General features: G+C 60.0%; 14 protein-coding genes. 7 read left to right on the top strand and 7 right to left on the bottom strand.

The genetic code is table 11. The features are described from left to right. The first annotated feature begins 243 nt into the window (after positions 1-243). Both MLC70_RS05340 and MLC70_RS05335 read left to right on the top strand, forming a co-directional pair. On the top strand, positions 244-1032 hold the full coding sequence (locus MLC70_RS05340) for a substrate-binding periplasmic protein (RefSeq protein WP_248182052.1): 789 nt from the start codon (positions 244-246) through the stop codon (positions 1030-1032). Positions 1033-1137: 105 nt separating this feature from the next. Further along, entirely contained in the window at positions 1138-1377 is a 240-nt protein-coding gene (locus tag MLC70_RS05335) for a TIGR02647 family protein (protein WP_248182051.1), read from the top strand. Between the two features lie 18 nt (positions 1378-1395). Here MLC70_RS05335 and MLC70_RS05330 read toward each other — a convergent pair whose 3' ends face one another. Next, positions 1396-1908 (bottom strand): DUF2244 domain-containing protein, encoded by a 513-nt coding sequence (locus MLC70_RS05330; protein ID WP_248182050.1) that lies wholly within the window; start codon positions 1906-1908, stop codon positions 1396-1398. A 156-nt stretch (positions 1909-2064) separates the two neighbouring features. On the opposite strand from MLC70_RS05330, the gene mtgA reads away from it, so the two are divergent. Together mtgA and MLC70_RS05320 are read left to right on the top strand one after the other, a co-directional pair. Next, positions 2065-2760, top strand: coding sequence for a monofunctional biosynthetic peptidoglycan transglycosylase (gene mtgA / locus MLC70_RS05325; RefSeq protein WP_248182049.1), 696 nt, complete (start codon positions 2065-2067; stop codon positions 2758-2760). Positions 2761-2838: 78 nt separating this feature from the next. After that, positions 2839-3720 carry a chemotaxis protein gene (locus MLC70_RS05320; protein ID WP_248182048.1) on the top strand — a complete coding sequence of 294 codons (882 nt, stop codon included), beginning with the start codon at positions 2839-2841 and terminating at the stop codon, positions 3718-3720. An 18-nt stretch (positions 3721-3738) separates the two neighbouring features. On the opposite strand, the gene MLC70_RS05315 is transcribed toward MLC70_RS05320, so the two are convergent. Then, entirely contained in the window at positions 3739-5400 is a 1662-nt protein-coding gene (locus MLC70_RS05315; RefSeq protein WP_248182047.1) for a L,D-transpeptidase family protein, read from the bottom strand. 225 nt (positions 5401-5625) lie between these two features. On the opposite strand from MLC70_RS05315, the gene MLC70_RS05310 reads away from it, so the two are divergent. After that, positions 5626-6291: a protein-L-isoaspartate(D-aspartate) O-methyltransferase gene (locus MLC70_RS05310; protein WP_248182046.1), complete on the top strand. Its 666-nt coding sequence runs from the start codon at positions 5626-5628 to the stop codon at positions 6289-6291. Positions 6292-6295: 4 nt separating this feature from the next. On the opposite strand, the gene MLC70_RS05305 is transcribed toward MLC70_RS05310, so the two are convergent. Both MLC70_RS05305 and MLC70_RS05300 read right to left on the bottom strand, forming a co-directional pair. After that, complete coding sequence (locus MLC70_RS05305) at positions 6296-7102, bottom strand: DUF1338 domain-containing protein (RefSeq protein WP_248182045.1); 807 nt, start codon at positions 7100-7102, stop codon at positions 6296-6298. Further along, the gene (locus MLC70_RS05300; protein ID WP_248182044.1) at positions 7092-8192 is read right to left on the bottom strand and encodes an arginine N-succinyltransferase; all 1101 of its coding nucleotides are present in this window, start codon (positions 8190-8192) and stop codon (positions 7092-7094) included. Before MLC70_RS05300 ends, MLC70_RS05305 begins: the two co-directional genes overlap by 11 nt. Before the next feature lie 133 nt (positions 8193-8325). Here MLC70_RS05300 and MLC70_RS05295 point away from each other — a divergent pair, with 133 nt between their 5' ends. Further along, positions 8326-8754 (top strand): Lrp/AsnC family transcriptional regulator, encoded by a 429-nt coding sequence (locus MLC70_RS05295; protein WP_248182043.1) that lies wholly within the window; start codon positions 8326-8328, stop codon positions 8752-8754. A 35-nt stretch (positions 8755-8789) separates the two neighbouring features. Here MLC70_RS05295 and MLC70_RS05290 read toward each other — a convergent pair whose 3' ends face one another. Both MLC70_RS05290 and MLC70_RS05285 read right to left on the bottom strand, forming a co-directional pair. Continuing rightward, positions 8790-9068: a YebG family protein gene (locus MLC70_RS05290; RefSeq protein WP_248182042.1), complete on the bottom strand. Its 279-nt coding sequence runs from the start codon at positions 9066-9068 to the stop codon at positions 8790-8792. A 127-nt stretch (positions 9069-9195) separates the two neighbouring features. After that, a complete protein-coding gene (locus tag MLC70_RS05285) occupies positions 9196-10110 on the bottom strand; it encodes a glutathione S-transferase family protein (protein WP_248182041.1) in 915 nt (304 codons plus the stop codon). A gap of 413 nt (positions 10111-10523) precedes the next feature. Here MLC70_RS05285 and MLC70_RS05280 point away from each other — a divergent pair, with 413 nt between their 5' ends. Beyond that, positions 10524-12206, top strand: coding sequence for an AMP-binding protein (locus tag MLC70_RS05280; RefSeq protein WP_248182040.1), 1683 nt, complete (start codon positions 10524-10526; stop codon positions 12204-12206). A gap of 112 nt (positions 12207-12318) precedes the next feature. On the opposite strand, the gene MLC70_RS05275 is transcribed toward MLC70_RS05280, so the two are convergent. After that, positions 12319-12516, bottom strand: coding sequence for a hypothetical protein (locus tag MLC70_RS05275; RefSeq protein WP_248182039.1), 198 nt, complete (start codon positions 12514-12516; stop codon positions 12319-12321). Positions 12517-12545 lie beyond the last annotated feature (29 nt).

The raw sequence follows: 12545 nt of genomic DNA, 5'->3' as shown, positions 1-12545 counted from the left end.
ACGTCGCGCATTACATTACGGCGTTGGTTGAATCCTTGTGTGAACTGAGCGCCATTCCCGGCGTAAATGTTAACTGTGGCCTCGCCGGAGCCCGGATACGTTTTGTCACTGACATTCGATCCGTATCAGGTAATGATGTCGGGATGGCATAAACGATCAGAAGCGCTGACAATTTATGCCAGTGCATCACTTATGCACCTATTCCATAACAGACAAACCCGCTTCGTCAAAAGGGATAAAAGAATGCCTTACCCAATGACACCGTCCATGACCGGAGCCCGCAGCGCCCTGCTGTGTGTCCTGGCCTGCCTGCTGATACTGGCCGGCCGTGCCAGCGCCTCCGAACGGCTGTACATTTTCACAGAGAATTACCCTCCGTATAACGAGACCAGAACGGGCAAGGGATTTGCGCACAGTGAGGAGGACATCACCGGTATCTGCAGCGAAATGGTGAAAGCCATGCTGGCCAGGGTGGACTACGACTACGTGATCAAGATGCGTGACTGGAGTTATGCCTACAGCTGGGTCCAGGGGCGGGAAAACCACGGATTGTTCTGCACCGCGCGCACCGATGAGCGGGAGGAACAGTTCCAGTGGGTGGGCCCGCTGGCCCCGATCAAGTGGACCCTGTTCGCTGCCCCGGGCTCTGACATCACGCTGACGTCTCTGGAAGACGCCAGGGATTACCGGATTGCCGGTTACAAGGGCGATGTCATGTCCGACTACCTGGTCAGTCAGGGGTTTGAGGTGGTGATGAGCGTGTCCGGTGACGTGAACCCCCGTCGCCTGACGCTGGGCGAGGCGGATCTGTGGGTGACCGACGGTCTGGTCGGGCCCCAGGTGGCGCAGGATGAGCATGGAATCTCCGATCTGCTGCCGGTGCTGACCTTCCGGGAGACTCCCATGTATCTGGCATTCAGCAACGAAACCGATCCTGCGGTGGTCGAGGAACTGCAGGCGGCACTGGATGCTGCGCGTCGAGACGGCGAGCTGGACGGCCTGGTCAGTCAGACCGCTCCGGCCGCGGAGTGAGGCAACAGCCTGCGGGCTGACAATCAGGGGTGAAAAGACGTTGTAGAAAGCACGATCCTCGTATAGAACTTAAAGGGAAACTCCCAATGTTAACGAGGATCGTCCATGGCTTTTTCGCCTGATCATCTTGCTGAACTTAACCTGCTGGCCCTGTTCCATTCCACGTCCGCGCTGGAGGGCATCAAGGTGCACCAGCACTCCGCATCCGAAGAATCGGTGAGAGCGGCGCAGCGGTTGTATGACAAAGGACTGATATCCCAGAACGACGGTGGCTATCTCACCGCACTCGGCAGCGAGGCGGTCGAACTCACCCAGAAACTGCAATCGATCCTCACCAGTCCCTGACCGTCCGGTTGCCGGACATCAGAACCAGAAGCTCACGTTCGGTGACGGTGTCTGGCGATCCAGCGTCACGCCTTTTCCCTCCAGAATCCGTAGCAGAATCTGGGTATCTTCCACATTCAGGAATGGGCCGAGCGCGATCGTCTGATTCCGGTGCGTGAGGAACAGCTTGGGTGGTGCAAAGGGGTGGCGGGGCAAGCGGACTCTTACCCGGGTGTATTGGCCGGGGAAGTGCCACTCGCTGTGTTTCGTGGTGCGCCCCTTTTCGAGGGTAATGCCGCCGGGGCCAATCATCAGCACCTCGCGGGCCTGACAGTTCCGGGACGTGACATAAATGCCGGCAGCCAACGCCACCAGCTCCAGGCCGGCAAACGGCACAATGACCCATGCCCCGGCAATCGCCATACCCATGGAAATCACCAGAGACACCACAAACAGTACCAGCCAGATCCGCACGTTGCCTTGCCAGCTCAGCGAGCGATTGGGCGTCAGTAACAGGCGCACGCCCTGATCGCATTCCAGATGCTCTACCATTGACCTGATCCCGAAGCGGGTAGTGTAGATCTATACGCCGACAGTGCGGGTACCGATGAATGCACGCTGCCTGACGGAGCCGTAATTCAAACGGGGTAGAATTAACGACATACTACTCACCTCTGAGCATAGTTGCAGGCATGTGGGAGTTCCTGTTTGGCCAAGAAATCCGTATTCCGACGGTTTACCCGTCATGTTGCCTGGTTCCTGGCGGGCATTGCTGTGTTGCTGGTAACGACACTGCTGGTGCTGAGGTTCCTGAATCCGCCGACCACGGCCTTCATGCTGGCTCACAGTCTGGGCAAGGCGGACGGCAAGGTACATCATCAATGGATCGATTATGGGCGGATTTCACCGTGGATGCCGCTGGCGGTGGTTGCCAGTGAGGACCAGCGCTTCCCGGAGCATTGGGGGGTCGATTTTGCCGCGATCCGCAAAGCGCTTGATGAATACCGGGCCGGCGAAGGTCTCCGTGGGGCCAGCACCATCACCCAGCAAACCGCCAAGAACCTGTTCCTGTGGAATGGCCGGAGCTTTATCCGCAAAGCCCTGGAGGCGGGTCTGGCATTGGGGCTGGAGGCATTCTGGACCAAGCGGCGTATACTGGAGGTGTACCTCAACATCGCCGAATTCGGCCCCGGCATCTACGGCGTCGAGGCCGCCAGCCTGGCCTATTTCGGTGTCAGTGCCCGCGACCTCTCACGTTCCCAGGCGGCGCGGTTGGCGGCAGTGTTGCCCAATCCGAAAGTGCTCAGTGCGGGCGATCCGTCACCCTACGTGTGGGAGCGCGCTGCCTGGGTTCAGCGGCAAATGCAGCAGTTGAACGGGCCGGGTTACCTTCGCGGACTGTAGATTACTGATACCCTTCCGCGTGACGGCTCTGCTAGAGTATTTATGTTGTTTCACGCTGCCGAAGGATTCGCACCCTAAATGCCCAGACAAACCGCCCACGCCCAGAAGTTACTCCTGTTCAGCCTCACCGGTCAGAAACTGTTCGCCATCGGCACGCTGAAAATCCGCGAGATCCTGCCGTTTGCACGCCTGACACGATTGCCACACAGCCACGCTGCGGTGCTGGGGACCATGTCGTTCCGTGGGGCAGCCGTGCCGGTCATCGATATGGCTGCGGCCGTCGGTGGCCAAGCGTTGACGACGGACGAGCTGACGTCGGCATCGATCATCGTGACCGATATCCAGCGCCAGGAAATCGGTTTCGTGGTGCGAAGCGTGAACAAGATTATTGAAGCGGACTGGAAAAACGTGAAGTCGCCCCCGGCAGCGCTGGGCGATCAGGCCTTCCTGACTGGCTTGATTGACCTTGAGGGTGATTTGATTCAGTTGCTGGACGTGGAGCTGCTGCTTTCCAAAGTCTATCCCGCTGCAGTGGACGCCGAAGCCGCGGCGTTGACCGATAGGGAGAGCGAAACCCTGCGTGCCCAGCGCATTCTGCTGGTTGACGATTCCCAGGTGGCCCGCAAGCAGCTGTCGGACGTTCTCGACAACAAGGGCATTTCCTACGAAGTGACCACCAACGGACAGAACGCGTTGACGATGTTGCTGGAAGCGGACAGCAACGGGCGCCCGGTGGACATACTGGTCAGCGATATCGAGATGCCGGGGCTGGATGGCTACGAGCTGGCATTCACCATTCGTGACAACACCGCGCTCAAGCAGCCTTACATCATCCTGCACACCTCACTGAACAGTGAGATGAGCCTGAGCTATGCCAATCAGGTCGGCGCCAACGAGGCACTGACCAAATTCGATGCCAATGAACTGATGCAGGCGATGTTGCGGGGCGCAGCCAGTTAAAATGGCTGATAAGGACGCTCAGTTGGCACTGGCCTGATGAATTCGGCCATCATAGTCCAGTGAGGTTTCCAACGCGGCTGTGACCGGGCCGTTGCGTTCATAAATGTCGTCGCGCAAGTTCAGTGTGCCGGCGTCGTCTACCCATGCCGTCCAGTATTCCAGGTGCACCGGTACCGGGTTTTCAAGATAGACCTTGGTCAGCTCGCGGGAGTCGAGCACGCGATTCAGCCGGTTGCCGGACCATCCGTTCTGGCTTTCCAGCAACAGGCGGGCGAGTTCCAGGGAGTTTTCCACGCGGATGCAGCCGGAGCTGAACGAGCGTTGACTGCTGGCGAACAGGTGCCGGGCCGGGGTGTCGTGCAGATACACATCGAATTCGTTCGGGAACATGAACTTCACCTGCCCCAGGGCATTGCTCGGGCCGGGTTCCTGAATCAGCTGAAACGGAAAGTAGTTTTCAGACAGCGCCCACCAGTCAACGGTATCCGGGTCGACCGGTATGCGGTCGGGTCCCCAGCCGCGATACAACGAAAAGCCCAGGTTGCTCAGATAGTCCGGATTCTGGCGAATAACCGGTAACTGGTCCTCGATCATGATGCTACGGGGTACCGTCCAGCTGGGGTTGAAAACCAGGTGACGAATGCTGTCGCTGAACAGCGGCGTCTGACGGTAGGGGCGGCCCACAATCACCCGGGTGCGCAGCACCTCCTCACCCTTGCGAATCATGGTGAGCTCGAATCCGGCCACGTTGACAACGATGTAGGTGTCTCCGGGTTGCTCTGGCAGCCAGCGCCAGCGCTCCAGGTTGGCGTCAATCTGGGTGAGGCGCTTTGCCGGTGTGAGGTTTATCGCGGCCAGGGTATCCCGGCCAATCAGGCCGTCGTCATCCAGCCCGTGCCGTGCCTGAAATCGTTGCACAGCGGCCACCAGGGCAGGGTCGTGCCGGGTGGCAATCGCTTCTGGGGCGTCGCTGTCCGGGTGGGGGTGGTCACCCAGAGCCCTCAGCCGTTGCCGGACGTGCGGCACGCGTTCATCGCTGTTTCCCGGCCGGATGGTCTCGCCCTCCGGGATGCGTTCCCAGGGCTCACGCATCAGCGCAGCCACGGCCGCCCGGGCGCTCAGCAATTGCTGATAGCCCGGCGTGGCGGGGGCCAGGCGTTTCAACCCTTGCTCAACGTTGTCGGCCGCCAGGGCCTCCGCCAGAAGGTCATCGATGCCGCGGTCCGGGTGGCTGGCGTCCGGCTCCGGACGCAGATCTTCCGGGTTCACCTTGCCGTAGCGCAGATGAGACGCCAGCAGCAGGGCGCTGTCGGTCAGTAGCAGATCGATGTCGGCCTGGGCTTCGGCGTCCAGGTGCCGGGTATCGCCGGCAGCCACGCGTGTGAGTTGCGCCAGGTTGTAGTCGTTGGGGGACAGGCCATGGTGTTGTGCTGCCGCTACGGCATCGAGCAAAGCCCGGCGATCCGCTGCCTCGCTCCAGGCGAGGGTATAATCCCGCTCCCGGTAGAAGCTTGAGAGGGTCTTGTCGCTGGTAAGAATCTTGCCAAGGGCGCTGACGGGGAAGTCCAGATCTATGGCGCCCATGCGGGTGCGGATGGTGTCGTTAGCCACGCTGCCCATGGAGCACAGGCACAAGGCTGACAGAAGCATCCCTCTTACTGCCATGGAACCTGAGGTCATTCTGCCTCTCCGCCCAGAAAACATGAATTGGTTCACATAATCCTAGTCCTTTCCAGCTCGAGACAAAAGCAGAAGCTTTGCCTGCGGCCCCGGGTGACATGCAATGTGACAGCCCGGGGTGAAGCCTTCGGTCGGCGGATCGGTCTGGATATTGACCGGCGTCAAGGGGAGCGCGTCAGGGCAAGGGTAGGCTGGAATTTCACCCCTTTGCATCAGGTGCACAGAATGGACGCGCCCGATTTTACCGCCCGCCGGGCGTCGATGGTGGATTACCAGGTCCGCGGTCGGGGCCAGTTCTCGCCCGCGGTTCTGGCTGCAATGCGTCGGGTCAGGCGGGAGCAGTTTGTGCCGGACGAGCTGCGCGAGCAGGCCTACGACGACGGCCCGTTGCCCATCGGCCATGGCCAGACCGTGTCCCAGCCCTACATCGTGGCACTGATGGCGGAGGCCCTGTCGATGCAGGGCGGAGAGAAAGTGCTGGATATCGGAACCGGCTCAGGTTATGGCGCGGCAGTGCTGGCTTGCATTGCCGGGGAGGTGTTCGGTATCGAGCGGCTTCCGCAACTGGCGCAGCAGGCGTGCCGCGTGCTGCTGGCTGAGGGCTTCCTGAATGTCCATGTGCGCTGCGGTGACGGTACACTGGGGTGGCAGGAGGTAGCCCCGTTTGACGGCATTGTGGTGGCGGCGGGCGGCCCGGGGATTCCCGAAACCCTCAAGAATCAGCTTGTCATCGGGGGTCGGCTGGTGATGCCGGTCGGCTCGGAATTCGGAGGTCAGGAGCTGGTGCTCATCACCCGGGTGTCCCGCTCCGGGTTCGAGCGTGAAAGCCTGGGAGAAGTGCGCTTCGTTCCTCTGTTAGGTGCCGAGGGCTGGCCCGCAGAGAACCGCTAGCCCATCAGCCCGTTGTGTTGGTGCTCTCGAAGATCTTGTCGGCCGACGCGGCGACAAAGCCCGGATACAGCTGGCCGCTGGCGTCGGGATAGCGCAGCGCAAATTCATAGAAACAGCTGGGTATGGTTGCCGTCCTGTCAGAGAACTGCACCGGAATGCGGTCGGCCATGGTCGACGACTGCTCAAGCAGCTCTGCAGGCGACCCCTTGATCTCGCCGCCAGAGCTGTTGACCCGATAGCCCTTGTCTTTCAACAGCTGGTTGATGCCTGAGACACTGTGAAACTGCCCGAGCTGGTTGATGCTGACCGTGAAGTGATTGGCACGGAAGCCCCAGGCAGCCAGCCATCCGGCGTATTCGCTTTCCTGCAACAAGGTCTGGTAGGTGGCGTAATCGAGATCCCAGTGGCGGCCGGAATACAGAAAATTGTCGGCGGACACGCTGGCGGGCGACACCTGCGCCACCAGGTTACGGACAACAGCCTGCAGATCAGGCGAGTATTGCTCGGTTAACAATTCGGAGATGAAGACTTTCGGGGCCAGTGGGTCCGGGTGTTCATAATGGCGGGCATAGAGCTTTTTGGCGCCGAACCGGTACTCACCACCGGCGTAATAGCCCAGCGAGGTGAAGTGTTCCGCGAGGGCGTCCAGCCCTACCGGGGCCAGGTTGAAGGTGCGCAGGGCGATGTGGTCGTTGACAATGCCCTGGCCCTCCTCGGCGCCCAGAATGCGGTGAAGGCCTTCGGCCGAAGGGGTCACTCTGCGGTAGTCTTCCCACAAGTGGTGGAACAGCGATTCCCGATCAGTGTGCATAGCGGGCCTCCAGTAACGGTGAGTGACTGCGTGGCTGTTTCTGGTCTGCGGTTGGAGCCAGTGCAAGACAGCGGGCGACCGAACCGGTTTCCAGCATCAGTTTGCCGGCCAGAGAGCGGGGAACACTCAGCAAACGGTGGTGCGGCAGCCAGGTTGCCCCATGGGTGATCGTAGCGCGAAAATCGCGGACACCGCCATTGGTCAGTAACAGGGCCTGGTTAAGGTGGCCCGGCCGGTTGCGAGTGATCGCGGGTACGTTGTCATCCACCACCTGAACCCGGCAGGCCTCAGAACCCTGAATGCTGGCAATGCCGGCAAGCGGTGACTCGACGGTAGGGCCAGCATCAAACAGGTCCACATAGCCGGTGTAGCGGAAACCCTCGTCCGTCAGCATTTTCAGGGCGGGCCGGGTGCGCTCGTGAACCTCACCGATCACCCGGCGAGCCTGCTCACCGATGGAAGCGGTGCACAGGGACCCGCCAGGTAGCAGCTTGTCGAGCAGGCGGGTGTCGCCGGTGCCGGCCAGGCGCGTAACCGTGGCAAAATCGAGATTGCCCGCCTGCGCCCGTAACCCGTTCCAGAAAGGCGACTGGCCGTGCTCGTCTGATACTCCCCGCATTTCGGCGATCACCGTGTCCTCAAAGCGTTGTGGGTGCTGGGCCATGAACAGGAAGCGTACTTTTGACAACAGTTTGCCCGCCTGCGGTCGCCGATCACCTGGCCGCAGATACAGGCTGCAGATTTCGCTGCAACCGGTGTAGTGGTTGCAACGGATCAACTGGTCTGGTTCATCCGCCGTTCCCGGAGCGCCAGCGCTGTGTCGAAAATGAAACAGCGGGCGATCCTGCCCGGCGCGGGCTTCGATGGCCGTAGTGCCCATGACACGTCCGCTGTTTTCATCCACCAGCACGAACAGATAATGCTCATCGTCAGGGGTCCGGGGTGATCGGGCAAAGCTGTCGATACTGAGAGCGATCTTGCGCCTCAGAAAGTCCGGGTCATCCACCAGTGAGGTAAACCCCGGGCCGGATTCCCGGGCGATGGCACGCAGTGCTTCCAGGTCCTGATGCTGGATCGGGCGAATAATCATGGTGTAACCCCGCGGCGGATCGGTTCTGATTGTTTGTATTGGGGCAGTATGTAAGGGAGCAATGCCGGTTTGTAGTGGCAAAATTAACGGAATAATGAAATAATTTATCAAAATGACGAAATGAGTGGGCATTATGCTTGGAACACAGGATCAGAGGCTGTTGTTGCTGCTGCGGCAGAACGCCAGAACCAGTGTGTCGGACCTTGCGCGTGCGCTTAACCTGTCCCGCTCGACGGTGCAGCATCGGCTGGCGCGCCTTGAAAGCAGCGGTGTGATCAAGGGCTATTCGGTGCAGCTGGGGGGCCGATTCGAAGCCAGCCAGGTGGAGGCTCACGTCTCCATCAAGGTGATTCAGAAGCTGACGTCGCGCACCAACGTGGCACTGGAAAACATCAGTCAGGTGTCACAGCTGTTTTCGGTAAGCGGTGAGTACGACCTGATCGCGATTGTTCAGGCCCAGTCTCTGGAGGAGTTGAGTTCGGTTCTGGATGACATCGGCAATCTGGAGGGGGTGGAACGCACCAACTCGTCGGTGGTGCTGGAAACGCGCTTCCGGCGCTGAGGCTGTGCGCTCCTCCCTGAGCGCGGACGCCGCTGTTACTCGGTCAGCGCCGTCTGGTTCAGCAACGACGGCTTTTTCAGTGCACGGCCGAACAAGTCTTTTTCCTCGGCGATGGCCAGCGCCGCTTTTTCCGCCAGGGCCTCGTCCATGCCCTCAACCCGAGCCTGCAGGAACTGGGTGATTTCTTCCGCGAGTTCCAGCACCTTGTCTCGTGCATCGGCGTCCGCTTTGGATGAAAACAGCAGGGTATCCGGGTTTTTCAGCGCCATCTCCAGTCCATCCCTTTCCGAGTAGTACAGTGCTTGTACAGCCATGAATCTCTCCAATGGGGTCCCCCGCCGGCAGGGCGCGGCGCGGGAGAGTCGTTACGTATGGAAAGCAGTGTAGCGCACCGAAGCTGTATATGTATACAGTTGTCAGTGCGTGCTTCCGGGCGTTGGCTCAGGCAGCGGTTATGGCAAAACCCTGCGCCGGGAAGTGCACGTGCACGGTCCCGGTTCTGGGGTGTTCCCGCTTCAGGATGGTGGTGTGCTCATTGCCGAACAGGAGCAGGCCCTGCACAGGGTCACGGCCGTAATCGTCTGGCGCCACGGTCACAGCCTGCCCGGTGAGGGGGTGTTCAGAGGCTGCCTCCAGTGCTCTGGGGTCGGCGGTTCTGGCGATATCCAGCGCCTGTTCATCCGTGATTTCTGCACGCTGGCCATGGCCGAAGGATCGCATCCGTTGAAGCCAGCCTTCAACCCGCGGGTAATCCCGGAGCCAGGGCTTGCCCGCCAGGTCACACGCGAACCAGAGTCCGTGGTAGGCAGAAAAATCTGCGATGCAGGGTGTGTCTCCGAACAGGAAGTCCTGTTCCAGCATGCCTTCCATCTGCGCCATGTGCGCCAGCACCCGAGCCTTGGCTTCAGGCCCCTTGAGCGCCTTTACCCGGGCCTTGCGCCCCATATTGATCCGGTCTTTCAGGAAGCGGAAGGTGTTGTACAGAGAGGTTTCACGGATCAGCTTTTTCAGCATACGGCCGTCACTGGCGGCGATCACGCAGGCCAGGAATACCTCGAGATCGGCTTCCCGCACAAAGTCCTGCACCGCCTGTGGCTGCTGTTCCAGAATCAACTCGGGCTTGCCACTGAGCCGCGCAATTTCCCGCGCGACAGAGCGGGTATCACAGAATACGTCCGCCCCCAGTTGCGCCACCGGGATTTTCCGGTAGCCGCCGGCGAGCTTGTCCAGCACTGGTCGCGGCGGCATCTCTTTCACGATGACAGACTGCCAGCTGAGGCCGGCATAGCCGAGCATGGCCCGCGTCTTCTCACCGAAAGGTGACATGGCATAGTGATACAGAACAAGTTCTTGCATGGATGTGGTCCCTGGCTTTTGTGAGTGCTCAGAGCATACACGGATCAGGGGGCATCATGCGATGACTGCCGGTGGGATTGACCTAGGAAACCAAAAGCCCGGCCGAGGCACAATAGATAAAGGCCGCAGAACCCATCAGGATGAAGCCCCAGGCAGGGAAGATCAGGTAAGAGCGATTTGTTGTTTTCATGGGCATCTCCGGAAGTGACCCTGTTCAGTACGCTGAGCCACCAACTGTAGACCATCCTGCGCAACTGTCACGATTCGATTGCGCGCTGGCCTGCAATAAAGTAACAATCAGTCAGTTTTTGAGGCACCAGCGGCTATTGAGTAAGGGTGAAATGCCGGTAGTATGCAGATGACCTGAAACAAAGAGTCAGTCCGTGTCTGACAATAACAACAAGGAGCCCAAGATGGCTGTAGACCTTGAGAAGCAATCCTCCCTTCATTGCCTGTACTACTGGGCAAACAAGAATCCGGACAACGTATACCTGACCCAGCCATTTCCGGACGGGCGGGTCGAAGACATCACCTGGAGCCAGGCTGCGGACCAGGTGTCGCGCATGGCGGCTCACCTGAACAGCCTGGCGTTACCCGAACGCAGCAACATCGGCATTCTTGGCAAAAACAGTGCCCACTGGATCCTCGCGGATCTGGCCATCTGGGCGGCCGGTCATGTGTCTGTTCCCCTATACCCGACCCTCAACGGTGACACCGCGGCCTACATCCTTGAACACAGCGAGGCAAAACTGCTGTTTCTGGGCAAGCTCGATGGCACCGCCGATGGCTGGAATGACATCAAGGGCCACATACCGCCGGAACTGCCGATGATCTCATTGCCCATGTCGCCGCGGGACGACACGCCGAAGTGGCTGGACATCATTGCCGGATGCGAGCCGGCTGAACCGAAACTGCCCGACCCGGACGCGTTGGCGACCATTGTCTACACCTCCGGCAGCACCGGTCGCCCGAAAGGCGTGATGCACAGTTTCCGCACTATGATTTCAGTGGCCGATGGTTTGCAGCAGCTGTTCCCGGTGTCATCGGATGAGCGCATGCTGTCCTACCTGCCGCTGGCCCACGTTGCCGAGCGGGCGGCGGTGGAAACCCAGTCGCTGTATTACGGCTTCCACCTGTATTTCGCCAACTCGCTCGATACCTTCCAGGAGGATTTGCAGCGGGCCCGACCGACGCTGTTCTTCTCGGTGCCGCGGTTGTGGATGAAGTTTTACCTGGGCGTTAACGCCAAGCTGCCGCCGAAAAAGCAGAAAGTGCTGTTCAACATTCCGATTCTCAAATCGGTGGTGAAGAAAAAAGTGCTCAAGCAATTGGGGCTGGATCACTGCCGCGCGGCTCTCACCGGCGCTGCGCCGCTGTCCGGCGAAATCATTGCCTGGTATCGCGGCCTGGGGCTGGAGCTGCTGGAGGTCTACGGGATGTCCGAGAACTTCGGTTATTCCCACGCCAACCGCCCCGGCCAGGCCAAGGTCGGCACCGTGGGTATGGCCAATCCGGGGGTCGAGCACCGCCTGGGTGAGGGTGATGAGGTCGAGGTGAAGAGCCCCGGCCAGATGCTCGGGTACTACAAGAACGAAGAGAAAACCCGGGAAGATGTAACCGATGACGGCTTCCTGAAAACCGGTGATATGGGCGAAATTGATGGTGATGGCTGCCTGCGGATCACCGGCCGGGTCAAGGATCTGTTCAAGACCTCGAAAGGCAAGTACGTGGTGCCGGTTCCTATCGAGAACCGGTTCAACCATCCGAAAGCCGAGGTGGTGTGTGTGGCCGGTGCCAATCAGCCGCAGCCATGCCTGATGGTGCTGTTGTCGGATGAGGCAAGGGAGGCGCTGGAAACCGGTGGTAGTCGTGCGGAGCTCGAGCAGGAGCTGGCGCAGGAGCTGGAAGCGGTGAATGCCGAATGCGAAGCCCATGAAAAGCTGGCGTTCGTGGTAGTGGTCAAGGAACCCTGGACCATGGAAAACGGCATGTTGACGCCTACCATGAAGATCAAACGCAACGTGATTGAGGACTACTACAACCGGAAGATGGACGAGTGGTTCGGTCAGAAGACCAAAGTGGTCTGGGAGTTCTGAGTCTATAACGAAAAACACCGGTGGACCGTGCCTGCGGCGCCACCGGTGTTCCTGACATCCTTTTTCACATCCTTGCGCAAACCCTTCCCTGCTCCTGACGCCCGCTTCGGGTTCAGTGGCCGCCTTGCATTGCCTGGGGCATGTCCGTAGTTGCAGCCTGGGCGCGACGACCTGCAATGCGCAGCTTCCTGCCGATGAACTGAACCGCTTGCCTGGTGGCAGTGCGGGTATACTGGCGCCTGACCTCAACACTGTTGTGGAGGATGCTGGACGGCAGCGGGTGAACGGTTGCGATATGCTTCTGAGTCATAGCGCCTTCCTCCTTGTAGGGGGTGGGTT

This window comes from Marinobacter goseongensis (genome assembly GCF_023156235.1).
Taxonomy (GTDB): domain Bacteria; phylum Pseudomonadota; class Gammaproteobacteria; order Pseudomonadales; family Oleiphilaceae; genus Marinobacter; species Marinobacter goseongensis.
The sequence above is the reverse complement of the archived record's forward strand: the minus strand, read 5'-3'. Positions and strand labels throughout refer to the sequence as shown.